The sequence below is a fragment of the Occallatibacter sp. genome, assembly GCF_049582745.1.
Taxonomy (GTDB): Bacteria; Acidobacteriota; Terriglobia; order Terriglobales; family Acidobacteriaceae; genus Telmatobacter.
Genome location: NZ_JBAUUO010000067.1, coordinates 17,392 through 43,222 on the forward strand (window position 1 = coordinate 17,392; position 25,831 = coordinate 43,222).

Sequence of the window (25,831 nt, forward strand, 5' to 3'; positions counted from 1 at the left end):
ACCGGAAAACGTGACTCGCATCACGTACTCGTGTGAGAACTGAGCTCACTTGCGACCGGGGAGAAACGACGCGACGAGTCGTATGTTGGATGGGGCAAACGCGCTAAAAAGTCGGATTGATAGGAGCACGAATCGCGCGAAGAAATGTCGATGAGTTTTTGTACGTCTCTCAACGAGAGTCTTCGCCGTGCGCGGAGGCTACCTTTTTCTGCCCGATGAAACCGCCGAGCCATCCCAGTGCCACGACAACCAGAACGAAGAGCGAGTTATTCAATCCCATCCGCCCCCCAAAGGCCAAAGTCACCGCCGAACTCAACAGACCGGCCAGAATACCTACGATGACACCACTGACAATACGTGCCCCTTCAGCTTTTCGAGCAGCCTTGAGGGCAAACAGGAACGTCAGTACCGTCTCAATCCATGGCATCAATTTGGGACTGATGCTTGCGGCAAAATGATTAATGGCGGTCTGGTTGGGAGCGCCGCGGGCCTGAAACGCCAAGACAAAGGCGTAGACGGTTACGATGACAATTAGAATCAGGAAGCTCAGTGCTATGACTGCAAACGCAGCGCCGATGACGCGGCGCCAGCGGACCCTTGCTAATGCGAAGCTCATTGGGAACCCGATTCTTTCTTTCGGATCTCCGGGGCCCGCTTAGTATACGCCGCGCTGAAAACTGGTTGCTGAGTGTTCGCGCTAAATCTTCGTGTTCTGCTCCTTGTTGCGCCGCAACTGCCAGCAGGGATTTTTGCCATCCTGCGCAAAGATCGACACCGAGCAGGGAACCGCGCTGCTCCCCAGATAATCGAATTCCGACTTGTTGCCCTTCAGCGGAACCGTGAGATAGCGCCGCACCGTGACCGAACCCTGCGGCGATCCACGCATCTTGTACACTGCCCAGTCTCCGCAATAGAGCACGACAAACACCGCCGCCAGAGCCACGACAATGCGCCGCAACCACTTCACCATCGCAGCCGTTCCTCCGGTTCTTGCGCTTCCCCCGATATTACTGCGATTCTCCCATTTGCATCTCGCAACGCAAAAGCAAAGAGCCGGCGCCGGGTGTCCCCGGTCTCGTTTCTGAGACCGGGGACACCACGAACCCTCATCCGTCATTCGCCTGGATCACCAGGAATCTGGGTACCCCATCTATGACGCAGCTTCATCGCGGCATGGGTGAGATAGCACGAAGCACGCATAACAAAAATCCTTCAACGAGTCCCGCCCAAAATCAAAGAGCCGGCCATCGGCCGGCCCTCCTCGTCTAAGAAAAGAACTACGCGTGATGCGCCACTGAAGCCGCGCGCGGCGAAACCCCGCTCAACTCCGCAGCCCGCGCCTCTGCATACGCCGCCGCGCCCAGCAGTGCCGCACGGCTGTCCAGAATCACCCGCACCGGCATATGAATCAGCAGCTGGCTCAACCGCCCCTTGTCCTGAAACGCCTTGAGAAACGTGCCATCCTTCAGCTTTTCCAGAATCTTCGGCGCGATCCCGCCGCCCACATACAATCCGCCCACCGACAGCACCTTCAGCGCCAGGTTTCCGGCCTCTGCCCCGTAGATCGAGACCATCATGTCCAGCGCCTTCGCGCAGATTTCGCTCTTCGCCGACAGCGCCATCTCCGTGATCACGCTGTTCCCGTCGTGCGCCTCGGCAATCTTATCCGCCAGCCACTTCGGCTCTTCCATCCCCTGGTCATCGCGCAGAAACTCGTAGATGTTCGTCAGCCCCATCCCGCTCACAACGCGCTCATAGCTGATGCGCCCGTTGTACTTCCGCTGCAGAAACCGCAGCAGTTCGATCTCCGTCTCGTTGCGCGGACCAAAATCCGTATGCCCTCCTTCAGATGGATACGGCACATGAATCCGCCCGTTCCACGCCAGGATTCCTTCGCCCAGTCCTGTACCTGCCGCGATCAGTCCGCGGTTCCCAATCTGGCTCGCATCGCCTTCACTCAGCGTGTAAATCTGGTCCGGTCCCAGTTCCGCCACGCCATACCCATTCGCTTCCAGGTCGTTGATCAGGAACACATGATCGATCTGCAGATTTCTCGCCAGTTCCCGGCTATCCAGCGTCCAGGGCAGGTTCGTCAGCCGCAGCCGACCATCTCGCACCGGTCCAGGCACTCCAAAGCAGGCCGCACTCACATGATCGGTGCCCAGAAACTCCTTGACGATCTCTTCGAGTCCCGAATACTCCTTCGCCGGATACTGCTGATCCTTCGTGTGATTCAGTTTTCCCTCGGTAAAGTCAAACAAAGCCAGGTGGACCTTTGTGCCGCCCACATCCCCTGCCAAAATCATCGTTCCCTCTCCAGCATTCCACGGCCTTGCCCATCCGTCGCGGGCAGCAGCGCAGCAGCATCCTTATCCAGGATCAGAGTGAGTATACCGCCTGCAGGCCATATCAACTGGCTCGGAAGCCGCTCCGGATCGCGCGGCCCCGTGAAGACTTCCTTCACCAGTTCCGCCTTGTTTTCACCGCCAATCAGGAAGAAAACCGAGCTCCCCTGGTTGATCACCGGCCACGTCAGCGTGATCCGCCAGGTGTCCTTCTGCGGAACCTGGTTCGCCGTCACCAGCCGCCCCAGCGTGTGGATCGCCTCGGTGTGTGGAAAGATCGATGCCGTGTGCCCGTCATCGCCCATTCCCAGCGCAACCAGGTCAAACCGCGGAGTCTCCGCGCCCTCCAGCCGGAACGTATTCCTCAGCAGCGACTCATACCGCGCCGCCGCCACCTCCGGCTCCAGTTCCCCCTCCATCCGGTGCACCTGCTCCGGCTTCAGCGGAACATGGTCCAGCATCGCCTCGCGCGTCATCCGGTAGTTGCTCTCCGGGTGGTCCGGCGGCACCGTCCGCTCATCCACCCAATAGAGCTCCAGCTTGTCCCACGGCATCCTCTTCAGCCACGGCTGCGCTGGATCGGCCAGCAATTGGAACGCAGCCTTGGGTGTCGATCCTCCACTGATCGCAATCCGCGCAACACCGCGCTTCGCCGCCGCCTGCTCCACCACCTCGACAAAGTGCTGCGCCGTCCGCCGCGCCAGTGCCGCCCCATCCGGCTCCACAATATATTCAATCTTCAGTTTTCCCGCCATCCGACCCGACCTCCGATTTCTACATTACACGCGAGGTCGCCGAGCCTTCATCAATGCCAATTGTCAAAACGACCAACGTAGCCGCTTAAGGAAATCTGAACCACTTTTGATATGTCACTCCCGTCGTCCGATCGCAAATCTCCGGCTCGCCCGGCAACTTGCGCTCGCATCCTCCAAGCCCGCATCTATTGATCCTTTTGGGGACAGATGCTGATAAAGCCTGCCGGCGCCAATACGCCGCCGATAGAATTTGACCAAATCGGCCTGAAATACGACATCCCCATCGAAGCGGAGGCCTTATGGCAGAAGGCAGGGGCTGGCTTCAGAAGTTTTGGGCGTCACATTCCAAACGAGCTGAGCGGCGATCTGTGGATCACTTCGCTGCATACCGTTGGGACGGCGCAGTCCTGAAACATGACCGTGTAAGAGACATCAGCTCAACCGGAGTCTACCTTCTCACAACAGAGTTCTGGCAGCCCGGCGCAGTGGTTTCGCTGACGCTGCAAAAGGAAGGCCCACTGCAACGGAGTCCTGAGCATCGGATAGCGGTGCAGGCCAAGGTCGTCAGGTACGGAGAGGACGGAGCGGGTCTGGCATTTGTTTTGGAAGACGACCGGGAATCACGCCAATGGGATCGCCTGAGAGAGAGCCTGATCGAAGAGACGAAGCCCGAAGAAATGCTGAGCGTCGTCCGATTGAGCGAAGCCATTGCATTCTTGAGTCGAATTTGTCCAGGCGGATCTGAAGAAATTGAACAATTGCTCAGGGTCAGACTGAGCACCCAAAGAGTGGCGAACGCCATAGAAATTGCGCTCAAAGCCCAAAAACTACTGGTCGTCGAGCCTGCATCGGAAGGGCTGCGCGCTGAGCCACGCCTTGTTGCACGTATTCTGGAAGACGGATCATGTACTGACGAAGGTTGGCTAAGGCATTTCTGGGGCGGCCTCCTGGCCACATCTTGCACGGCATATGGAAATGATGACTTGAGTGGCGTCCTGGTGGAGTTGTTCTCCCAACTCACCACTTTTCCGGTTCGCACCCTGGTCGTCGTATGCGCCAGAGCAGCTAAGGTCGCGACAGAGTCAGGCTTGATTTGTGCGAAACCGCTGGCCTGCAACATTGACGAAATCAAGGCAATTACGGGACCGCAGCGACCGCAGGTTGAACGCGATCTCGATCGTCTGTCTGCCCTTGGATTGATTGAAAAGGAAGACCCCAATTCCCCAACTTCGTCGCCTCCTGGCGAAATCTTCATTACTCCCACCAGTCTCGGCCTTCAACTGTTTGCGCGCTGCAATGGGCAAAGAGGATCTCTGCGTGAGTTTTATGCCATAGATTCCCTGCAACAAACCGCCGCCGCGAATCAATGACGGGGAAACAATTTTCAATCAGCGGAATCTCAGAGGCTGGTTGACCATCTACCCTTCCGATACTGCTCAGTAACGTCCGAGTTCTGCATGGGTCTGCGACCCACCTATTTGAATGAAACTCATCTGGAGTCGATGAGTTTCGACGGAGTGGACCACGGCCCAGAACGGCTTGAAACTCGCTGTGACCACGGAAGTGTCACATCTATCGCCCATCAGTCGGCGGAATTGGAATATCCTTACCAGCATGAGAGCCGCCATTCTTCTATCTTTCCTCATCGCAGTCTCCGGCGCTCGATCTTCATCGCAAAACAGGCCTCCGTGCTGTCCCGGGCTGGACTATTCCCCCAACTGAAGCTACAACAAGGAGATCCATGAGATACATCGTAGTGATCCTGTGCGTAGGAATTGCTTCGTTGCTTCAGGCCCAACCTGGCTCCAACACTCAACCGGTATCCGTAGGCCCGATAGTTATAGACACTGCGGGCAGCGGGTTCAGATTCACCAATCCGACGAGGGCTTATGCCTGCTTCGATCTGATGGGTGCGGAAGATGGCACCTGTGAGAAGGCCAGCTGGCCACAGGAGGGATCAGGGAACATGTTCCTGGTCTTTACTGTGAACGGCGCGGTCAAGAGTAGCAGGCAGATGTTCACGAATAGGTCTGCCCACAGTAGTTATGACGAGACCATGGCGTCGCTACAGGCGGGGGCTACTGGGAAGGGCGTCAACGTGCCTGCACGCAGTGCCGACGACCCCGATCCGAGGAGCGGATTCTACGCCTTGGGCTTTGATGAGATGCTGATACGACACGGACAGCATATGGTCTTGGACCAGGACAGCTTCATCTGGAAGGGTATCACTCAGAAGCACAGCGACACCCAGTACGACAGTCCCGGAGATGTCAAGCGGAAGCTGATGCTATGGGATGCCAGTCGTTGCCTCAAGGAGCGCAAGGACATTCCCTGCACTTCAAGACCAAACGAGTTGTACTCACTCGAGTCGAAGGATATACATTCGATCTCTTTGCGAACGTTTGTACCAACCCAGGACAATATACCAGAGGGGACAGCACTGGCAACCAACAGTGATGGCTCCCCAGTGTATGCTGTCGACCCTGTAAGCAAGAAGGCGCGAGGAATCGAGGATACAGTAGGGAATGTGTTTGGGAGATTTGCCCCGCTAAACCCAGGCGAGAAGGATGGTCGCTGGGCCGTCGAGGTGTTCATCAGGACTATCCCATAGCAAAACCTGGGTGGAACCGTGCTGAAGTATGCCGTCGAGAACAACCGTTTGGTGACCGCGAGCCATCAACATCGCGCCAGCTATCGTTAGCATCGCCGTTGCTCCGATCGTCCAGTATCCCAAAGCTTTTGGCATGAGCAGAATTGTAGTGGGCGTTGAATCTCGCCTTGATCCTGGATAACCGCCTACTCGCACGCTACTGATTGATCACCGCGACAGCACATGCGCCTTCACGCTCAATTCTGATTCAGCTCGCCAGTTCAGAATCCGGCTCCTACACCGCATGCACCGCCACCAGCGGCATCGCCAGCGCGATCCGCGCCCCGCCACCCTCGCGATTCGTCGCCGTAATCGTCCCGCCATGCGCCCGCACCACTGCATCCACAAACGCCAGTCCCAGTCCGTGCCCGTTCGACTCGCGGCCTTTCACACGCCGCTCAAACATGTGCTCGCTCACTTCGTGCGAAAATCCGGGTCCGTCATCTTCCACCGAGAGCATCGCGACGCCATCCCCCGATTCCAGCCGCACCGTCACCGTGCACGACGCCGGCAGATGCTTCAATTCGTTGTCGAAAAGATTCGCAATCATCCGGTGTACCAGCGCCGCATCCGCGTCGATCGTCACCGGCCCCGCGCTGCGCAGCCTGATCTGCATTCCCTTTTCCGCCATCGACGGTTCGTAGAGATCGATCATGATGCGTAACAGCTCATCCAGATCGATCTCCGTACGCGACAGCCGCAGCGCATCCGCACGTGCTTCGGCCACATCCAGCGACGCGTTCAGAAACTCCGTCAACCGATCAAGCTCATCAATCGACGACACAATCGGCTCCGCCTGCTCCGCGTCTGTCGCCGCCGAGAGCGACATCTCCAGCTTCCCGCGAATCGCCGTCAAGGGGCTCCGCAAATCATGCGCCAGCGAATCCGTAATCGTATGCAGCTGGTGCATCGAGTTCTCGATTCGATCCAGCATCCGGTTCAGCGTGCGCGCCAGCTGTCCCACCTCGTCATTCCGCTCGCTGGTCGGCACGCGCGCATTCAGCTCCGAGTGCCCGATGCGCGATGCCGCCTCCGTAATCTCCCGCACATGGCTCAGCATCCTCCGTGTCGTGTAGAACACAATCGCAAATCCCAGCGCCACCAGCAGCAGCCACCACGAGATAAACTTCAGACGCAGCCTGTTGAGCACCCGCAGCTCATCGCGCTCCGAAAGCCCAAGGTACACGCGGCTCCCGTCATCGATGCGCAGCGTCGCCACGCGAAAGGGAATGGCGGCTCCCGCAACGTCCACATCCGTCGGCCGGTCGGGCTGAATGGTCGCCTTCTGAATAGCGGCGACAAATGCATCGCTGCTTCCCGGTCCTGCCCACAGCTGCATCGCTCCATTGGTGCCGAGCTGCACAAAGAACACCGAGTCGTTCTCTGCACTCTCTCCCCGCACCCGGTTCGGCACTTCTTTGCTGGCAAGCTCCGCAACCTCGCCCATCACGCGGCCATAGAGCGCATCCTTCGGCGTGTGCTCCGCCACGTCGCCCAGCACTTCCACTTCACCGGAAAGCCATGCATCGCTGCGGCGCTGTATATCCGCCGCCACAAATTGATGCAGAAACACAAACACCAGCATTGTGCCGACGGCATACGCCAGCGTGGCCCATAGCGAAATGCGCCACGCCGCGCTGTGCATCACGGGCTTAACGGTCTTTGAGGACATACCCCACTCCCCGCAGCGTGCGAATCATCGGCTGCTGCCCTTTGCCGTCCACCTTTCCGCGCAGGCGATAGATATGCACATCTACCACGTTCGTATCCGGTTGGATGCGCATCCCCCACACTTTGTCCAGAATCATCGAACGCGTCACCACCCGCCCGGCGTTCCTGCACAGATACTCCAGCAGCACAAACTCCTGCGGCGTCAGTTGCAGCACCTCGCCCGAGCGCGTCGCCTCCCGCCGCAGCAGATCCAGCTCCAGATCCAGCACCCGCAACTTCGTCGATTCGCTTCCCGCCGGGCTGTTGCGCTTCAGCAAATTCCGTAGCCGAGCCAGCAACTCCGCCAGTGCAAACGGCTTCGTCAGGTAGTCGTCGCCGCCCTGCTCCAGTCCGCGCACGCGATCGTCCACCGAACGCCGAGCCGACAAAATCAGCACTGGCGCCTTCACTCCGATCTGCCGCAATCGCAAAATCAGGCTGATCCCATCGCAATCCGGCAGCCCCAGGTCCACCACCAGGATGTCGTAGGCGTTCTCGGTGGCCAGGTGCTCCGCGGTCTTGCCATCCGAGGCCGCATCCACCTGGTAGCCGGCCTCCCGCAGTGAACGCCGCAGGAAAGCCTGAATATCGTACTCGTCTTCAACTAACAGAAGCCGCATGAAGGCAATCTTAGTTCATTCACTTAGACGCGTAGTGTGTTTCACCGCTTCGAATGTTTGAGCGAACTCATGGCAGATCTGTTCCGACGAGCGCACGGATGAACGATTTGTCATGCAGGTGCCGTTTCTACGTCATGTGCATCCAATATGGTTGATAACAAAAGCCCATTCCTTGCACCCGCAAATGTACGGACTATCAAATGAACAAAACTTCATTCACTTTCGCTCCTGCGCGCTTGCGCCCAAACCGGCTGAATCGCGTCTCAACCAGATACATGGCGGCTCGTGCCCTTGGGACCCTTCAAGTGTCTTCGCGCGCTGCGATTGCAATGCAACTTCACAGGGAATCTCACGGGGTATTAAGGAGCAGAGTGCCGGCAAAGCCACAGTTCGACGAGAAAAACTCGGCCTTATTGAAAGAGTCGTTTCGCACCTCCTTGCCGCTCCCTTCGCTTCTCGATCCCGGCTTTGAAGAAGCCCTGCGCCACGTCCTCTCAGCGTCCGGCAGCATGGTTCGCCCCCGCATGGTCCTGCGACTGTCCGCAGCCTACGATCTCGACCTTGAATCCGCCCACAACGTCGCCATCGCACTCGAGTACTTCCACACTGCCTCGCTGATCTTCGACGACCTGCCCTGCATGGACAACGCACTCCAGCGCCGTGGCGTCCCCTGCGTACACATCGAATTCGACGAATCCACTGCCATTCTTACAGCGCTTGCCCTCATCAATCGCGCCTACGCGCTTATCTGGCGCGCCATTGCCGTCTGCCCGCGGAACGTGCAGCCGCACGTCATGACTTACATTGAGAAGCGCCTCGGTGTTGATGGCCTGCTCAACGGCCAGAGTCTCGACCTCCGCTACTCCACGCTCCCTCACACCCGCGAAACCACTGAGCGCATCGCCCTCGGCAAGACCGTCTCGCTCATTCGCCTCACTCTTGTCGTTCCCGCAATGCTGGGCGGCGCTCCCGCCCGCGAGATCCAGCTCCTCGAACGCGTGGCCGTCTGCTGGGGACTCGCCTACCAGGCGATCGACGATCTCAAAGACGTGCTGCAAAGCGCCACTGAAACCGGCAAAACCTCCGCGCGCGACGATCTCCTCGACCGCCCCAACATTGCCAGCGCCATCGGCATCTGCGCCGCCGTCGAACGCCTCGAACGCCTCCTGCACATCGGCGATCTCACCCTCCGTCGTCTGCTTGTCCGTCGTCCCGCCCTCTCGTTCCTCTCTAAACTCCGCAGCGATCTCGAAGCCGAACTTCGCCAGGTGACCGACGTCGCCTGCGAAATGGCCGAGGAGGCGTTCACGAGAGAGCCGTCATGATCTTTCTCAAGCTCATCCTCACCAATCTCCGCCGCCATCGCATTCGCTCCTTCATCAGCATCGCCGGCATCGCCTTCAGTGTGGCTGCCATGCTTACCGTCGTCACCATTCTTCAAGGTGCCATCGGCATGTTCTCGAGCATCCTCTCGAGCGATAGCGAAATCATCGTCTTCGAGCGCAATGTCTCCGATCTCTTCTTCAGTAATGTTCCCGCATCCCTCGCCGGCGAAGTCTCCACCTGGCCCACAGTCGCGCACGCCGACCCCGTTCTCTTCGGCATCGTCTCCAGCGCCGACCACCCCATCATCACCTGTTTCGGCGTCACCCCCAGCGATGCTCGCATCCGCAAAGCCACGTGGCTAGCCGGCGATCGCGTCGACTTCGGAAAGAGCAACGACGATGTCGTCCTCGGCTCCCGCGCGGCAGACTTCCTCAACGCCACTGTCGCCAGCCGCGTCCCCATTGGCCACGGCACGTTCCACGTCATTGGCATTCTCAGAGCCGCCAATGGCTTTGAAGACGGCGGAGTCTTCATGCCGCTCGCCGCCGCCCAAAGCTTCTTCCACAAGGAAGGCTCCTCCGTCGTCACCGTCAAACTCCGCAACAAAGACGATGCTGCTGCCTTCAAAGCGCAAATCAAGCAAAAATACCCCAACCTCATCGCGCTTGAGGACACTGAATTTCAGCACTCCTACTCCCAGTTCAAAATCCTCAAAGCCACCGCCTGGGCCGTCGGCGGATGCGGCCTCATCCTCGGCGGACTCGGCATCACCAACACCATGATCATGTCGGTCTTCACCCGCATCCGCGAGATCGCCATCCTCCGCGTCAACGGCTTCAGCAACACCCAGATCGCCGCCATGATCTTCGGCGAATCCTCCTGCGTCGCAGCCTTCGGCGCATTCGTGGGGCTCGTCATCGGCATCGTTGCGCTCTTCACGCTTAAGCACGTCCCCGCGCTTGACGGCTACGTCGACGCATCGATAAAGCCGCTGCTCATGCTCATCGTGATTGCGCTGGCGCTGCTTACCGGCATCGCCGGCGCGCTCTATCCTGCAGCCTACGCCATGCGCATCCGTGCGGTGGAGGCGCTTCGCTTCGAATGAGCAGCCTCGCCACACGCCCGAGTCCCACTGATTGTGTTGTTCTCCGCGCCGAACAAGTGTGGAAGAGCTTCGACGACGGCGCCATCACCGTCCTTCGTGGTGTTGACTTTGAAGCCGCCCAGGGCGAAACCATCGCGCTCTGCGGCCCCTCCGGCTGCGGCAAAAGCACTCTCCTCCACCTCTTCGGCGGGCTCGACGAACCCGACAGCGGCCGCATCGTCGTCAACGGTATCGAAGTCAATCGTCATCGCAATCTGCTCAAACTGCTCCGGCATGAAATCGGCTTCGTCTTCCAGCTTCACAACCTCATCCCCGACCTTACGCTCGCAGAAAACTGCCTGATTCCGACGGTCGCAGCAGGCACCAACCGCATCCTCGCGAATCAGCGCCTGCATCAACTCGCCGAGCGCACCGGCCTCACCCATCGCCTCCATCAAAAAATCCAAAAGCTTTCCGGCGGCGAACGCCAGCGCACCGCTATCTGTCGTGCGTTGATGAACCAACCCAAAATCCTGCTCGCTGATGAACCCACAGGCTCCCTCGACGAACACACCAGCGCGACCGTCTTTCAGCTCCTGCTCGATGTTGCTGCCAACGACGGCGTAACGCTGCTGATGGCCACGCACGATCGCGGTTTGGCCTACCGCTGCGACCGCTTTGTCGAAATGCACGACGGGAGGATCTATGAACCTCGCACCGTCTAGCGTTCTCGATCCGCCATACACAAGCACGTCGCCTCACGGCCATAACCTAGCGCTGCATTCCAGCGCCGAGCACCTTCACCCGTCGCACCGCGAAATCATCTCCGCCGCTCCCATTGCCACTGCTGCCTGGCACGCGTTTCTCTGGCTCGTCATCGGCAACACCATCGGCGTCATGCTCGCCCTGCTTTTGCTTGTGCCTTCACTTAATGCATTTCTTGGCGAATGGACCTACGGCCGCTGGATGATGGTCCACGTCAACATCCTTCTTTACGGATGGTGCAGCCTGCCCATGCTTGGCTGGCTTTTCCGCATCTACGGCGCAGATCGCAGTCCGCTCGCACCGTGGTGCCGCCCCGTGCTCTGGACATGGTCCACGGCCCTCTTCATCGGATCGCTCACCTGGCTCGCCGGTCACTCCAGCGGCAAGCTCTTCCTCGACTGGTCCGGATTCGCGCGCTTCGCGTTCTCCGCCGCTATGCTCGCTCTCTGGCTTCTGCTCGCCTGCTCCATGCTTCTTGCATGGAATTCCGCCCGCAACAAGCCGTGGGCCGCAAACGCCGTGAAAATCATCGGCCTCGCCATTCTTCTCGCGGTCCCATTCGCCATCTACATCGCTTCGAGTCCCGGCCTTTATCCCGCCATCAATCCTTCCACCGGCGGACCCACCGGCGAAAGCCAACTCAAATCATCTCTGGGCGTCGTCGCCATTCTGCTCATCGTTCCCTTCGGCGTCGCGCGCCGCAAGCCCGGTCGCAACCGGCCGCTCGCCATATCGGTCATTGTCTTCGCAGCCGAGTCCCTGTTGTGTCTGTCGATGAACCGGGGCGACATCAGCCATCATCTGCCGTCGCAGTACCTGAGCCTTGGCAGCCTTCTCATCTGGCTTCCCCTCGTGCCTGCATATTATGCAACCTTTCAGTGGCACGACAATACGCGCCCATGGCGCACGGCTCTTCTCTGGTGGTGGGGATTCCTCGTCGTCTCCGGTTGGATTATGTTCCTCCCCGGCGTGCTCGACCGTTTCAAGTTCACTGATGGCCTCGTCGGCCATTCGCTCGTTGCCGTCGCCGGCTTTCTTACCGCGCTGCTCGCCGTCGTGATGGTGCAACTCCTCGGCGACGATGGCTGGATCCTCACCCGCCGCTGGTCCTTCCACATGTGGAATTGGAGCGTGCTGGCCTACGTCGTCCTGATGCTCATCGCCGGCTCGATCGAAGGCAGCGATCCCGCGTTCACCATCGTTCCCGGTCCAACGCGTAACGTCCTGTATGTTCTTCGACTCGTCACAGGCATCCTGATGCTCGTCTCTTCCGCGGAGTGGTTCGCCGCCGCATCCGCGCTCACGCGCATCCGCGCTTTTGTTCCATCTGAACGTTCCAATGAGGTGACAGTATGAAAGACCTCTACCTCCTCGCATACCAGCTCATCACGGGAGTTTCCGATGCTTCGACGGGCGCCCTGCTCATCGCCGCCCCTGTCTTTACCGTTCGTATGATGGGACTGTCCGTTCCTCGCGATGCCGCTCCCTTTCTTTCTTTCATAGGAGCATTTGTTCTCGCCGTCGGCCTGTCATATCTCTATGGCGCCATGCTGATCCACCGCACCGGCGGCGTGCCGCGCCTTGAAGCCGTTTGGCTCCTCACCGCGATCATCCGCAGTTCGGTCGCGATTTTTGTCGTGGCGGCGGTGCTAAACGGTACGCTCGCGCTCGGTTGGATTACGATTGCGATATTTGACGGCATCTGCGTCTGCATTCAGGCGCGCGGTCTGCGTAGAGGTTGGTTGTCCCATGTCACTTACTAAGCTGCGCACATTGGGATTCCAGGGCGTCGGCCTTATCGCCGTCACCTATGTCTATTTCCTGATCTTCGCGCAGTTCGCTTTCATTCACCGCCTCGACGCACTCGGCATTACCGGCGCACACCTCAAGTCCGTCATGGCTGCCATGGCCATCGGCGGCATCGTCCTCAGCCTGTTGGCTCCACGCCTCAGGCAATTCCCGTCCCCCGTGCGCCGCCTTCAATGCGCATTCGGCGCCGCTGCCATTGCGGCGTTCTTTACCATCGCGCCGCTTACCCTCGCCTCGGCCATCGCGGTCTCCATCCTCATCGGCGCGGGTCTCGGTCTCCTCACCGTCACCCTCGTCACCCATCTACGCCAGTGGATCGGCGATCGCAACGCGCTCCTCAACGTCGGCCTCGGCACCGGCATCGGCTACTTCCTTTGCAATATCCCATCGCTCTTCACCGCAACTCCGCAGATGCAATCGGCAACCGCTGGCTGGCTCTGCCTCATCGGCGTTATCTTCGCGAGCTTCACTCTCGAATCCCCATCGAAATCTCAGCCGGCGCTGCCTTCGCCCTCAATTGTGATTCCATTTCCGCTCGTCGTCGCATCGTTCGCCGCGCTCATCTGGCTCGACTCCGCCGCCTTCTTCATCATCCAGAACGCCACCGTTCTCAGAGCCGGCACCTGGCAAGGCACGGCGCATCTCTGGGCCAACGGGCTCATTCACCTCGCCGCTGCACTTCTCGGCGCATTCCTGCTTCGTCGTCGAGGCCTCCCCATTGTTCTCGCTTTAGCCGTCGGAGCGCTCGCCTTCGCCTGCCTGCTCCTGCTCGATCCCGCACGCGCTCTCACCGCATCGGTCTTCTATCCCGCCGGCGTCTCGTTCTACTCCGTTGCTCTGGTTGCGTATCCAGCGCTTCTTTCTCCCGCTGCTACGATCGCGCAACGCGGCCGCCACGCCGGCTGGATCTACGCGATTGCCGGCTGGATTGGCTCTGCCCTCGGCATCGGCATGGGCCAGAATCTCGGCCATGTTCCGCCCGCCTTTGTCTTCGCCGCCACGGCGGTCGTCCTCGCACCTGTTCTGTTCAGGATCTTTCGCTACCGCCCGCGCGAACTCGCCCTCACCAGCGTCGTACTCCTCATCGCGCTCGTCGTGTACCGATTTCAGCCCGCCGCTCCCGTTGCTGCCTCACCTTCAGCCGTCGAACGCGGCCGCCTCGTCTACATCTCCGAGGGCTGCATCCATTGCCACTCCCAATACGTCCGCCCCGGCACCGCCGACGTCCTCATGTGGGGACCCATTGAAAACCTCGACGAACTGCACCACCAAAAACCGCCGCTGATCGGAAACCGCCGCCAGGGCCCCGACCTGTCGCAGGTTGGCGCACGCCGCTCTGCCCTCTGGCTCAAGATGCACCTCTACAATCCCCGCGAAGTTAGCGGGGCCTCGATCATGCCGTCCTATGCATTCCTTTTCCGGGACCAGAGAGGCAACGATCTGGTTGCATATCTCGCAAGCCTGCACTTGCCGGATACGGGACAGCACATTGCCGACGCACAGCAATGGCGCCTCCCCGCCGAGGTCCTTGCCTCCGCCAGCCCTGCGGAAGGTCCCCAACTCTACAATCGTTATTGCGCCACCTGCCACAATGCGAACGGCCGCACCCGCATCAAGTGGCAATCAGAGTTCATCGAGTCCCCGGCCGTTCTCGCCGCCGGCCCGGCACGACTCACATCCGCTTCGAAACCGCAGCCCGCCCAGATCGATCACTTCGCCCAAATCATCAAGTTTGGAATTCCCAACTCGGATATGGCAGGCCACGAGTATCTGCGCTATAAAGATATTGCTTCACTCAGCCTCTGGCTCGCGCAAAGCACCGCGCGGCCGTCACAAGAGCAATCGCCGCACCTCACTTCAGGAGATGAACATTGAAAGACCCCGTCCGCTCCGCTTCAGGCCGCTCCGCCTTTATCGCTGGCTCGCTGCTTTTTGCCGCCAGCGCCTTCGCACAGCACCAGACCTTCACCGTCGATCCCAACGCCTGCCAGGTCGCATGGTCCCTCGGCGGCAACGGCCACCATGTCACCGGTACCTTTCACGTGCAGAGCGGATCCATCGACTTCGATCGCACCGCGCACACCATCTCCGGCTCCGTTGTTGTCGCTGCCGGCAGCGGAAACAGCGGCGACGCCAGCCGCGACAAAAAGATGAACAAGGATGTTCTCGACGTCGAGCACTACTCCGAGATCACATTCGTTCCGCAGAAATACGACGGAGCCATTGCGCCCACCGGCGACTCCACCATCCAGGTCTCCGGCACGTTCACCCTGCATGGCACACCCCACGACCTCACCGTGCCCATGCAGATCCACATCGACGCCGGAAATCTCACCGCCAAAACACACTTCGTTGTCCCCTATGTGAAGTGGGGTCTGAAAGATCCAAGCGTCTTCATCCTCAAAGTAGCCAAAGAAGTCGACATCGACCTCACCCTCACCGGCAAACTCACAGGGGCAAGCTAACGTCCCGAGTCCGGAATTCTTCCCCTCAGTTCAGGTGTCATTCTGAGAGAACGGGGCCCCAAACGCATTTCAGTTTGGGGGTGGTGAACGAAGAATCTGCTTTTGTTCTCGCTCTCCCCCTTAGCAGCACTTCTCAAACATTTCGCGGTGTCATTCTGAGTGAACGGGGCCCCAAACGCATTTCAGTTTGGGGGTGGTGAGCGAAGAATCTGCTTTTGTTCTCGCTCTCCCCTTTAGCAGCACTTCTCAAACATTTCGCGGTGTCATTCTGAGTGAACGGGGCCCCAAACGTATTTCAGTTTGGGGGTGGTGAGCGAAGAATCTGCTTTTGCCTTTCTGGTTTTCACTGCAAACAGCAGACCGACATCATTTCCCCAAATAAGCCCGATACTGCAACTCGATCACCCCTGCCGCCCGCGCCAGCGCCAGCTTCGACAGGTTGTACCGATACAGACTCTGCACGTAATTGCTCTGTGCCGATGCCAGCGATGCCTGCGCCGTCACAAGCGGCAGATTATTATCGACGCCGGCGTTCACGCGGTCAGTCTCATCGCTAAGCGCCTGCGTTGCCAGGTCGACATTCGACTTCGCCACATCCACCAGCTTCTTCGCAGCATCCACGTCCAGCAGCGCCGACCGCACCTGCTGGTCTATCTTGCTGCGCACGTCGTCAAGCTGCGCATTCACCGCCGCCAGCTGAGCTGCGGACGCGTCGGAATCACCGCGAATACTCGCTTCCCGAAAAATAGGCACATTCAGCGTTCCCACCGCGGCAAATACGCCGTGACTCGTACTCCCATTCACCTTGTCGACGCCGTAGTAGCCGCTGAAGCTCAAGCTCGGCAGCCGCTGCGCCCTGTAAGCCGAATGCAGCGCGCGTAACTCAATCACCTGATTCTGCAGATTCTGATAATCCTGCCGATTCTTGTACGCGACGGCACGCACTTCCGCGGGCGTCTGCTCTGCCAAATCGCTATACGGCGCGGGGTCGGTCAACACGATCTTCTGTCCCGGATCGATTCCGATCTCCCGCTTCAGCAGGATCAGATCCTTCTCTTCGGCGTTCTCGGCTGCAATCAACGCCTGCTGCTGCGATTGCAACTGCACCCGCGCCCGCAACTCATCCAGGTTGGCCGCCGTGCCCGCAACGTGCGCATCGTGCGCGTGCTGTAGAGCGACCTCGTCGGATCTCTCGAGCGCCGTGGCATTGTCCACTTGGCTCGCATCCGCAATCGCGTGCAGGTACGCCGTCGCCACCTGCTGCACCACTTCGCCGCGCGCCGTCATCTTGCTGAAGTAAGCCGATCTCTGTGCGGCTCCAGCCGCTTTCCAGCCGGCAATCACCACACCCGAAAACAACGTCTGCTTAAAACTCAGCTGACCCTGCGTCAAATCGTCCTTCGTGATCAGCGAAAGCCCAGGCGGAAACCCACCCGGAAAGTTACTTCCGAACTGCTTCAGCACTCCCGGCCCAAACCCCTGCGCCGCAAGGTTGTGCTGAAAAACGCCGGTGCCCCCCGTCAGGTTGATCGTTGGTAAAAATTCCTGCAGCGCAATATTCTTTTCGCCCTGGAAAAGCTTCTCGCCGCTCTCGGCTTCCTTTAATCCAAGGTTGGTTTCAAACCCCCGCCGGATGGCCTCATCCAGCGACAACTTCAGCGGCTCGTCCGTCACCACGTGCGCCGTCACGCTGCCGTAAAACGGATTCGCCTTCGAACTGGGATTCGGAGCCTGCGCGCAAGCCACCGCAGCCAGCCCCAGGGCCGCAACACACCCCAGCCCCGCCGCAAAATGCCGGCCGTTTTTTCCAAACTCTTTCACATCCATCATTTTCTCAGATGACCCGGCGGGCAGAAGGATTCCCGATCATGCCCGAAATACCGGCCAGGCTGGGGCGAATGAACCGCTTTCGCCCCATACTCCGGCCTATATCTGCTGCCGCGCCCACCTCCCGCGCCGAAACAGCACCATCCCCGCCGCCGCAATACTGCACTCCGCAATCACGATCGACAGAAACGCGCCTTCCGCTCGCCAGTGCATCGTCACGGCAAGCCACCATGCCAGCGGCAACTCCAGCACCCAGAAGCCGAAAAAGTTCACAATGGTCGGCGTCAGCGTATCGCCCGCCCCGTTGAACGCCTGCAGCATCACCATGCCGTAGGCATACCCGATATTCCCGCAGCTGAACGTCCGTAGCGCGATGGCCGCAATCGGCACCACCGCCGGATCGCTCACAAACAGCTTCACCACCGGCGTCGCAAATACAAAAAAGAAAACACCGATCACGCCCAGGAACACCATGTTGTAGAAGCCCGTCTGCCACACCGATTGCGCAGCGCGATCCGCTCTCTTCGCGCCCAGGTTCTGGCCCACCAGTGTTGCCGCTGCATTGCTCAACCCCCACGATGGCAAAATGAAGAACACCACGATGCGAATCGCAATTGTGTACCCCGCCACAGCCGCCGCGCCAAAGATCGCAATGATCCGCACCAGCACAATCCAGCTCGCATTCGCAATCGCAAACTGCAGAATGCCGGTCACCGAAACGCGCAGCAACTTCCCCATCACGCGCACGTTGATCCGCAGATGCCGCACCAGGATGTGAATCCGTTCCGTGCCTTTCAGCAACCGGTAAAACTGGTACAACACCCCGATCGACCGCCCGGTGAACGTCGCCAGCGCCGCGCCTGTCACACCCATCCGCGGAAACGGGCCAAGCCCGAAAATCAGGCAAGGATCGAGCACGAGGTTGATGATGTTCGACACCCACAAGAGGCGCATCGCAATCGCCGCATCGCCCGCACCGCGGAAGATCGCGTTGTTCAGAAAGAGCATGATGATCGCGCCGCAGCCACCCAGCGCAATCCGCGCATACCCCGATCCGCTCGCCACAATCTCCGGCGACGCGCCCATCGCGCGCAGCAACTCCGGCGCATAAATCCCTGCCGGAATCCCCAGCACCAGCGAGATCGTCAGACCAACCACCACGGCCTGCACGCCCGCAATCGCCGCATCTTCGGGATCCTTCTCGCCAATGCGCCGCGCCACCATCGCCGTCGTCGACATCGACACGCCCAGCCCGATCGCAAACACCAGCGCCAGCATCGACTCCGTTATGCCCACCGTCGCCACCGCATTCGCGCCCAGCCGCCCCACCCAGAACACATCGGTCACGGCAAACAGCGACTCCAGCACCATCTCCAGCACCATCGGAATGGCCAGGAGCAAAATGGCGCGATTCAGATTTCCGGTTGTGTAGTCCTGGTGCGAGCCTTTCAGCGCCTCGCGTACCGAAGACCAGAATCCGCGATCACCCTCCGTCGAGGGCGGCGGCATCAACCATTCAAGAACAGACATTGCAATATCTCCACCTTGGGTGCCCCGTCCAAACTCAGTTTGGGCGGGAATGGGCGCGATCGCGGTTAACACGTGTCCGCCGGAGGACGGACGCGAGGACGCGATCACGCGAAGGGGTCACGCTGCGATCAGATTGTGATTTGCAGAATCACCCCGGGGGCTGAATTCAACCTCGGGGGCGCCGCCAGAAGGCGGCAGTACAGGGAAAATCCCGAGGCAATGTTCAGCGCGAAACTCGTACGACGGTAGGCTGAAACACTGTTTCCTCCATAAGCCGGAGATCCCGGCGGGTCCTAAAACTATAACCCGATTCCAATTCCAATTTCCAGCAAAATCCGCGCGCGCCCGTCTCGCAAATGTCGCAGGAAGGATCGGAACCTCCGGAACGTGCCGGTCATCCCGATGCTCCAATACCCCTCCGCGCAGTTGTTTCTCGTCGCTCGATTTACGATCCTGGGCACAAACGAGGTAATGTTACGTTGTAATTGCAGAGGGCGAATTATTGATGCTTGCGTACGGATGAGGCAAAGTCCAACAACACGAATCAGTCGCGCTCCACGTCTATGCATTTCGTTGATTGTGGCGGCGGCACTGTTTCCTTTGCGCATAGCAGAAGGCACTCAGCCGAAGCCCCCATCTCCGGTCGAAATCAGCATAGACACAAGCAAGGTCGTCAACACCATGCGCGGCGGCATCGGCGCTTCATGGCACGCAATCGAGCAACCCATCCCTATCGGCCACGGCGGCAGCGGCTGGGGCGCTTATCCCGCCGCTGAAGATGAGCGCGCCTGGCAGCAAATTTACCGCCACGCCAGTTGGCTCGGACTCGACTGGAACCGCGTCGAGATCGAGCAGCGCATCTACGAGCCCGATCGCGATCACTTCACGTTTGACAGTCCCGAGATGCGCATCCTCTATCGCATCTTGGATTGGAACCAGAAGCACAACACAGATGTTTTCTTCCAGCAGATGTGGATCGACACCGCATGGCTGGCCTACCCCGGGTCGCGCAACGATCCGATCGCGCGCGTTCACAGCGCCCCGCGCGATCTCGATGCATTCGCCAATGGCCTCGCCACTTTAATGGACTACCTGATCAGGAAACGCGGCTACACCTGCATCAAGTGGCTCAGCATTACCAATGAGCCGGGATCCAATTGGTCGTGGTGGCAAGGTCCTTCCGGTGCACCCCTCACCATCGGTGCCGGTCTGGCCGCCGTGCGCAAGGCCCTCGCTCAGCGCGGCCTCAACCTGCCGCTTTCAGGGCCCGATTCAGGCATGGAGGTCCTCCGTGCGGCCATCAAACCAGAGGATATGCTCCTGCTTGGTGCGTACGACTTCCACGACTACAGCATAAAGTTCGATCCAGACAGCAACGGATACATCGAAAATCAGGTGCGTGCCATTTCTTCTTGGACGAAACCGGCGCACGACGAAGGCAAGGCTGTCTTTTTCTCCGAGTTCGGCGCCATCCAATCAACAGCGGCTCCCGTTCAACCACGCCCTGATAAGCCGGCGCCTGTTCTGGCCGCCAGCGAGTTTGTAATTCGTAACGCGAATGCCGGTGTGGATGGCTTCAATCGCTGGAGCTTCCTCAACCGTGGCGATCTCGACGGCCAGTGGCAATATGTGGATACCTGGGATACTTTGCACAGCAGGCTGCTCTCGGATTTCACGCCGCATGCGAACCTATTTTTTGGGATCGGTCTTCTGAGTCGCTTCACCGCCAAATACTCCGATGTTCTGGCCACGGATGTGAGTGACGGACGCATGAAAGAATGGCAGCGTGTTTTTTGTGCCGCTTTTCGAAGTCCGAACGGCAATGTCACTCTCGCCGTCGTGAACGACGCGCCCGTTGAATTCGCGCTGAAGCTCTCGTGGGCAGCAGCGCCGCCGCTGGGAACATTCTTTCGCTACCGATACGGCAAGCCGCAATACGACCGGGCAGATGTGAGGGTCGACCCAGAACCGCGGTTTTCACCTGCGCCGGGCACTGGCTGGTCCGATTCTCTGCCGCCGAACAGCCTCACTATTTACAGCACGTACGAATTAAAGAACGAGGATCCGGGAATCACGGCCGAGGTCTCCGCGCCCGCGAAGAACTGAGTTTGCGTTGACACTCGCATTTAAAAAGAACGAGCCGCGTCCGCCGCGAGGCGACGTCGCGTTCCGGGCCAAGGCATACCCACTTACGTTCCATGGAACTGCGCGTAATATGGCCTCGTGAAATTTCTTGCCCGTGGCCTGCTCTGCAGCGCAGCTTTCCTCTTTGAGTTGGGTTCGGGCCAATAAAACGCTCAGTCCCGCAGGAAAGCAGGTCAGCAGTCCTCCTCCGTGCCTCAGGCACCGCAGCCCGCAGCCGCCTGCGAATCCTCTCGAAGAAAGCCGCGGGCCTCGATCAACAGACAACTGTCCACTGACCGGCTACTCCTCTTCCTCATCCACCGGCCGCTTGGCATTCGCCAGAATCTTCTCGGCCACCAGTTGCGGAACGATGTCGTAGTGGTGCATCTCCATCCGGTAGCTGCCCTTGCCCTGCGTCATCGAAGTCAGCAGCGTGCCGTAGGTCAGCATTTCGGCCATCGGCACTTCGGCGTTGATCACCGTCGTGCGTCCCTTCGACTCCATGCCCTGCACGCGTCCGCGACGGCTGTTCAGGTCGCCCATCAACGTTCCGGCGAACTCGTCCGGAGCCTCGATCTCGACCTTCATGATCGGCTCAAGCAGACATGGCTTGGCCTGCTCCATGCACTTGCGGAAAGCCAGCCGCCCCGCCACCTTGAACGACATTTCGTTCGAGTCGACGTCGTGGTAGCTCCCGTCGTAAACAGTCGCCTTGAAATCGACGACGGGATAACCCGCCAGGTACCCGCGCGCGGCCGACTCCACAATGCCCTTCTCCACCGCCGGCACAAACTGGCGTGGAATCGAGCCGCCGAAGATCTCATTGGCAAATTCAAATCCGCCGCCGCGCGGCATCGGTTCCATACGAATCTTGCAGTCGCCAAATTGCCCATGGCCGCCGCTCTGCTTCTTGTGGCGCCCATGTCCTTCCGCCTTTCCTCTGATCGATTCGCGATAGGGCACCTTGGGCGCCTTCAACGTCACCTCGGCGTGATAGCGCTTCTTCAGGCGCGAAACAATCGACTCGATGTGCGGCTGCCCTGCGCCGGCGATCAGGAACTCGTTGGTCTGCGGATCGCGGAAGAAGCGGATGAGCAGATCCTCTTCCATCAGCTTGTGAATCGCCGGCGCGAGCTTGTCCTCATCGGCGCGGCTCTTGGGCTCGATGGCATACGTCATCGCTGCCTCAGGCAGAGGTGCCAGCTCAACTTGAATATCTCCGCCTTTCGCTCCCAGCGTGTCGCCGGTCAACGTTTCGCGCAGCTTGGCAACAGCGCCAATGTCTCCCGCATGCAGCTCTGGTACCTCGACGGCCTTCCGGCCTTGCATCACGCTCAGGTGCGCGAAGCGTTCCTGCCCGCGCCTCGTGTAGTTCTCCAGCGTCGCATCGCTCTTCAACACGCCGCTGACCACCTTGAAGAACGTGATGCGTCCAGCAAAAGGATCGCTCATCGTCTTGAACACCACCAGCGCTGTGGGCTCGCTGTCCTGCACCTTGCGGAACGAGACGCTCGCCCCGCCTTCGGCGCCGCCGCCGTTCGTTGCCACAGCTTGCATCGCCGCCGTCTTCACCGGAATCGGTGTGCGCTCCGTCGGCGACGGCGCATACACCTTGATGAAGTCCAGCAGATGGTCGGTGGCCACGTTGGTCCCGCCGCTCGCAAACAGCACAGGAAAGATGCGGTCTTCGCGGATCGCCTCGTGCAGCGCGCTGATCAGGTGCTGCTCGGGAATCGTTCCCTCGGCGAAGTACTCCTCCATCAACTCGTCCTTGCCTTCGGCGACCAGTTCGACCAGTGCCTCGTGGGCCTCCTTGGCCTGCTGCGCGATGCTCGCAGGAATCTCACCCGTGATCTTGCCGCGTCCGTCGCCATTCGGCGTGTAGTGGAATGCCTCCATCGTCACCAGGTCGACCACACCGTGAAATCCCTGCGCATCCGAAATCGGCAACTGGATCGGCAGGCAATTGCGTCCCCATCGTTCATGCAGATCGTCAATCAGCGCGCTCAATCCTCCGCCTCCGCCGGCTTTTGGATGATCCATCTGGTTGATCACCACAAAGCGCGGCACATTCGCCTCTTCCGCGTATTTCCACACCCGTTCCGTCACCGGCTCAATGCCATGTTGGGCATTCACCACGACACAGGTTGCCTCTACCGGCAGCAGTGCGGCGCGCGCCTCGTGCGAGAACATATGGAATCCCGGCGTGTCGACGAAGTTGATCTTGACACCCTGCCACTCGGCGAAGGCTACAGCATTGGACATGGTTGTGCCGCGGGCGATTTCTTCTTCGTCATACGCGGTCACCGCCGAGCCTTCGCTCACTCTGCCCTGCGTCGGAGTCATCTTTGCGGCATGCAGCAGTGCGGCGATCAAAGACGTTTTGCCGCTCTGAGCATGCCCGACTACAGCTACGTTGCGGATCTCACTTCCCTGATACGTTTTCATAACCAATTCTCCTTGATACGGATAGGTGTGCGGGTGTCTGGAACCGGTGCGAAGGCCGGGCAAAGAGAGGAGCACAGGGACATCATCGAGGCGTCCGTGAGGACGTCAGCGCGTCCGGGTTGGCGGGCTCGAGGGCCCCGTCTGCCGTCTTCCTCGTCCATGCGGAGAGTCCCCGGCAGGCGCCAGGCGGTCAGGTGCAGAAGAGTGCCGCCAGGCGTCTAGCTTTAAGAAAGGGGATGCTATCACACGGCAACTGTGAACGTCATGTGACAGGGGCCACCTACCACCGCCACCTACCAGCGAAGAACGGGCAAAAGGCTGGAAAAATCATCGCTCCACGGCCGCAGCGAGAAGTTCGGCGCCGCCGGTAAGGAGTGCGCGACGACCTCCGGCTCGGCAAAAAAAGCGGAATTGTCCGAAACCAGCATCCATGTCGCGGTGAACTCGCCCCGCGCGTCGTTGGCATAGCTGGTCACGATTCTCGATTGCATGCCGGCCCGGTTCGCCAGCACCCAGATCGGCGGCTCCAGATCGACGTGGCGGTTGGAGATATGGAAGGCGATGACTCCTCCGGGAGCCAGGTGCCGCCGGTAGAGCGCAAGTGCATGGGTGGTGAGCAGGTGCAGCGGTATCGCATCCCCTGAAAACGCGTCCACCACCAGGACATTGAAATCCTGTGCCGGTTCCGCGGCGAGAGACGTTCGCGCATCTCCCGCAATGACGGAGACTTGCGCGCCCGAGTCCCGGATGTACGTGAAGACGTTACGAGCTATCGGCTCGACGGCCGGGTTGATTTCATAGAACTGAATGCGATCGCCCGGACGCCCATAAGCGGCGATCGTTCCAGCGCCGAGCCCGATAACCCCGATGTTGCGCGGGAGCGTGCCGCAACACATGCGAATGGCCAGGCCCACACCGGAATCTTCGGCGTAATAGCTGGTGGGCATGTGGCGCTGTTCATCGGTGCCGAAGATCTGGGTTCCGTGTTCCACGTTGCCGTTGGTCAGCGTGCGCAGTATGGCTCCGGGGAAGCCGAAGGTCTGCTTCACCCGCAGCGCTCCATAGAAGTTTCGAACCGCGACGGTGGTGTTGCGCTGGTTGACGATGTTAATCCAGAAAATCTGCACCGCCATCGCAGCCGTGGCGACGGCCCACAGCAGGCGTGAATTCCAGCCATCCTCAAATGTGACCAGAAAGGCCAGAAAAGCTGTGAAGCAGCAGGTGATCACGAGATCGATGTTGAAGCGGAAAAGCAGCGGGAAGGCGATGCCAATGACGAAGGCGCCCATTGCGCCGCCGGCGGCGAATAGAAGGTAGAACAGCGTAGCCTCAGACGCGCGGCGCGGACGAAGCCGATAGGCCTCGCTGTGACAGAAAAGACATGCGATGAATGCTTCGATCAGAAAGAAGGAAATACTGACGCGCAGGGGCCAGTCCACATCCTGCTTCGAAAGTGCGTATCCCAAACCCGCAAGCATCACGATGAGGAAGCGAGCAATAAGACTGCGCGGCAGCAGGCGAGGAAACTCGAATGCGAGGATGATGCTGAGCAGATATACCGCAAGTGGAAGAATCCAGAGCAAAGGAATGGCGGCGATGTTCGCGGTAATATAGCTGGTCACCGCGCTCAGTTGCATGGCGGCACCCATTGGTAGTAGTACCCACATCAGCTTTTGCACGGTCGGCGCGGGCGCGTCCTCTTCAAGTGCGGCGAAATTCTGAGCAGGCGTGACTTGCGCAGCCGAGCGCGCTCTCCAGGCCAGCACGCCCGTGATCGACGCGAAGACTGCGAATCCGCAACACCAGGCCACGCGCTGCGCCTGAAGCGTCAGTTGTGGCTCGACGACTGTGGGGTAAACGGCCAGTGCGAGCAGCGATGCCAGGTTCGAGAGGGCAAACAGGCGATACGGAATCGCGGACTGATGCAGCCGAGCCCACCACACCTGCATCAGCGGACTCGTCGTGCCCAGCATCAGAAATGGAAGTCCGATCGTGGTGCTTAGCACGGCAAATACTGTGAAAATCGGATGAGCCGCATCGCCCACCACAATGCTTCCGCGCACACTCCACCATACGGCTGAAATGAAGGCAACCACGAGCGATGCAAAATAGAGAGCCCATCGCGGCCGCGTGCTCATCCCGTGGGCGCATAGATACGCAACCAGCAGCGCGGTTTGAAAGAAAACCAGGCAAGTGATCCAGACGGCGGCCGATCCGCCAAGCACGGGGACCAGTTGCTTTGCAGAAATGGGCTCGACCAGGAAGAGCAGAAGGGCGCCCAGAAAAACCGCGCTCCCAAACAGCCACGGCGAACGCGTCATGGCAACCTCAGAGCGGGAGTTGCGCGATCGACAGTCAGAACCATAATCAGGC

At 59.7% G+C, this 25,831-nt stretch carries 21 protein-coding genes and 1 pseudogene; 12 read left to right on the forward strand and 10 right to left on the reverse strand.

All coding sequences use genetic code 11. The features are described from left to right. Nucleotides 1-169 precede the first annotated feature (169 nt). The 4 genes from WCA10_RS10940 to pgl all read right to left on the reverse strand — a co-directional run bounded on the left by WCA10_RS10940 (nt 170) and on the right by pgl (nt 3,100). On the reverse strand, nt 170-616 hold the full coding sequence (locus WCA10_RS10940; RefSeq protein ID WP_472822555.1) for a hypothetical protein: 447 nt from the start codon (nt 614-616) through the stop codon (nt 170-172). A gap of 81 nt (nt 617-697) precedes the next feature. Next, nucleotides 698-970, reverse strand: coding sequence for a hypothetical protein (locus WCA10_RS10945; RefSeq protein WP_472822556.1), 273 nt, complete (start codon nt 968-970; stop codon nt 698-700). A 307-nt stretch (nt 971-1,277) separates the two neighbouring features. Further along, nucleotides 1,278-2,306, reverse strand: a complete 1,029-nt coding sequence (gene glk, locus WCA10_RS10950) for a glucokinase (protein ID WP_472822557.1) — start codon at nt 2,304-2,306, stop codon at nt 1,278-1,280. After that, complete coding sequence (pgl, locus tag WCA10_RS10955; protein ID WP_472822558.1) at nt 2,303-3,100, reverse strand: 6-phosphogluconolactonase; 798 nt, start codon at nt 3,098-3,100, stop codon at nt 2,303-2,305. Before pgl ends, glk begins: the two co-directional genes overlap by 4 nt. 207 nt (nt 3,101-3,307) lie before the next feature. On the opposite strand from pgl, the gene WCA10_RS10960 reads away from it, so the two are divergent. From WCA10_RS10960 to WCA10_RS10975, 4 genes and pseudogenes are all read left to right on the forward strand, one after another. Beyond that, entirely contained in the window at nt 3,308-3,511 is a 204-nt protein-coding gene (locus tag WCA10_RS10960) for a hypothetical protein (protein ID WP_472822559.1), read from the forward strand. Next, nucleotides 3,469-3,717 (forward strand): annotated as a pseudogene (locus WCA10_RS10965) (PilZ domain-containing protein); the annotation flags it as partial. The gene WCA10_RS10960 and the pseudogene WCA10_RS10965, both read left to right, overlap by 43 nt. 78 nt (nt 3,718-3,795) lie before the next feature. Next, a complete protein-coding gene (locus WCA10_RS10970) occupies nt 3,796-4,470 on the forward strand; it encodes a hypothetical protein (protein ID WP_472822682.1) in 675 nt (224 codons plus the stop codon). A 371-nt stretch (nt 4,471-4,841) separates the two neighbouring features. After that, nucleotides 4,842-5,711 carry a hypothetical protein gene (locus WCA10_RS10975; protein WP_472822560.1) on the forward strand — a complete coding sequence of 290 codons (870 nt, stop codon included), beginning with the start codon at nt 4,842-4,844 and terminating at the stop codon, nt 5,709-5,711. Between the two features lie 274 nt (nt 5,712-5,985). On the opposite strand, the gene WCA10_RS10980 is transcribed toward WCA10_RS10975, so the two are convergent. Both WCA10_RS10980 and WCA10_RS10985 read right to left on the reverse strand, forming a co-directional pair. Then, nucleotides 5,986-7,422 carry a sensor histidine kinase gene (locus tag WCA10_RS10980; protein ID WP_472822561.1) on the reverse strand — a complete coding sequence of 479 codons (1,437 nt, stop codon included), beginning with the start codon at nt 7,420-7,422 and terminating at the stop codon, nt 5,986-5,988. After that, nucleotides 7,403-8,080, reverse strand: coding sequence for a response regulator transcription factor (locus WCA10_RS10985; RefSeq protein ID WP_472822562.1), 678 nt, complete (start codon nt 8,078-8,080; stop codon nt 7,403-7,405). The genes WCA10_RS10980 and WCA10_RS10985 overlap by 20 nt, the downstream gene beginning before the upstream one ends. Before the next feature lie 371 nt (nt 8,081-8,451). Here WCA10_RS10985 and WCA10_RS10990 point away from each other — a divergent pair, with 371 nt between their 5' ends. Genes WCA10_RS10990 through WCA10_RS11020 form a run of 7 tightly spaced genes read left to right on the forward strand, consistent with a single transcriptional unit; the run spans nt 8,452 to nt 15,529 of the window. Beyond that, entirely contained in the window at nt 8,452-9,405 is a 954-nt protein-coding gene (locus tag WCA10_RS10990; protein WP_472822563.1) for a polyprenyl synthetase family protein, read from the forward strand. Beyond that, the gene (locus WCA10_RS10995) at nt 9,402-10,511 is read left to right on the forward strand and encodes an ABC transporter permease (protein WP_472822564.1); all 1,110 of its coding nucleotides are present in this window, start codon (nt 9,402-9,404) and stop codon (nt 10,509-10,511) included. The genes WCA10_RS10990 and WCA10_RS10995 overlap by 4 nt, the downstream gene beginning before the upstream one ends. Then, on the forward strand, nt 10,508-11,215 hold the full coding sequence (locus tag WCA10_RS11000) for an ABC transporter ATP-binding protein (protein WP_472822565.1): 708 nt from the start codon (nt 10,508-10,510) through the stop codon (nt 11,213-11,215). The genes WCA10_RS10995 and WCA10_RS11000 overlap by 4 nt, the downstream gene beginning before the upstream one ends. Beyond that, entirely contained in the window at nt 11,196-12,611 is a 1,416-nt protein-coding gene (locus tag WCA10_RS11005; RefSeq protein ID WP_472822566.1) for a hypothetical protein, read from the forward strand. The genes WCA10_RS11000 and WCA10_RS11005 overlap by 20 nt, the downstream gene beginning before the upstream one ends. Beyond that, nucleotides 12,608-13,018 (forward strand): hypothetical protein, encoded by a 411-nt coding sequence (locus WCA10_RS11010; protein WP_472822567.1) that lies wholly within the window; start codon nt 12,608-12,610, stop codon nt 13,016-13,018. Before WCA10_RS11005 ends, WCA10_RS11010 begins: the two co-directional genes overlap by 4 nt. Further along, nucleotides 13,005-14,939: a cbb3-type cytochrome c oxidase subunit II gene (locus tag WCA10_RS11015; RefSeq protein WP_472822568.1), complete on the forward strand. Its 1,935-nt coding sequence runs from the start codon at nt 13,005-13,007 to the stop codon at nt 14,937-14,939. Before WCA10_RS11010 ends, WCA10_RS11015 begins: the two co-directional genes overlap by 14 nt. Further along, nucleotides 14,936-15,529, forward strand: a complete 594-nt coding sequence (locus WCA10_RS11020; RefSeq protein WP_472822569.1) for a YceI family protein — start codon at nt 14,936-14,938, stop codon at nt 15,527-15,529. The genes WCA10_RS11015 and WCA10_RS11020 overlap by 4 nt, the downstream gene beginning before the upstream one ends. Nucleotides 15,530-15,895: 366 nt before the next feature. On the opposite strand, the gene WCA10_RS11025 is transcribed toward WCA10_RS11020, so the two are convergent. Beyond that, nucleotides 15,896-17,359 (reverse strand): TolC family protein, encoded by a 1,464-nt coding sequence (locus WCA10_RS11025; RefSeq protein ID WP_472822570.1) that lies wholly within the window; start codon nt 17,357-17,359, stop codon nt 15,896-15,898. A 96-nt stretch (nt 17,360-17,455) separates the two neighbouring features. Continuing rightward, nucleotides 17,456-18,886, reverse strand: coding sequence for an MATE family efflux transporter (locus WCA10_RS11030; protein WP_472822571.1), 1,431 nt, complete (start codon nt 18,884-18,886; stop codon nt 17,456-17,458). A 600-nt stretch (nt 18,887-19,486) separates the two neighbouring features. On the opposite strand from WCA10_RS11030, the gene WCA10_RS11035 reads away from it, so the two are divergent. Beyond that, complete coding sequence (locus WCA10_RS11035; RefSeq protein ID WP_472822572.1) at nt 19,487-20,992, forward strand: hypothetical protein; 1,506 nt, start codon at nt 19,487-19,489, stop codon at nt 20,990-20,992. Between the two features lie 318 nt (nt 20,993-21,310). Here WCA10_RS11035 and fusA read toward each other — a convergent pair whose 3' ends face one another. Both fusA and WCA10_RS11045 read right to left on the reverse strand, forming a co-directional pair. Then, the gene (gene fusA / locus WCA10_RS11040) at nt 21,311-23,458 is read right to left on the reverse strand and encodes an elongation factor G (RefSeq protein ID WP_472822573.1); all 2,148 of its coding nucleotides are present in this window, start codon (nt 23,456-23,458) and stop codon (nt 21,311-21,313) included. A 293-nt stretch (nt 23,459-23,751) separates the two neighbouring features. Beyond that, the gene (locus tag WCA10_RS11045) at nt 23,752-25,779 is read right to left on the reverse strand and encodes a fused MFS/spermidine synthase (RefSeq protein ID WP_472822574.1); all 2,028 of its coding nucleotides are present in this window, start codon (nt 25,777-25,779) and stop codon (nt 23,752-23,754) included. Between the last annotated feature and the right edge of the window lie 52 nt (nt 25,780-25,831).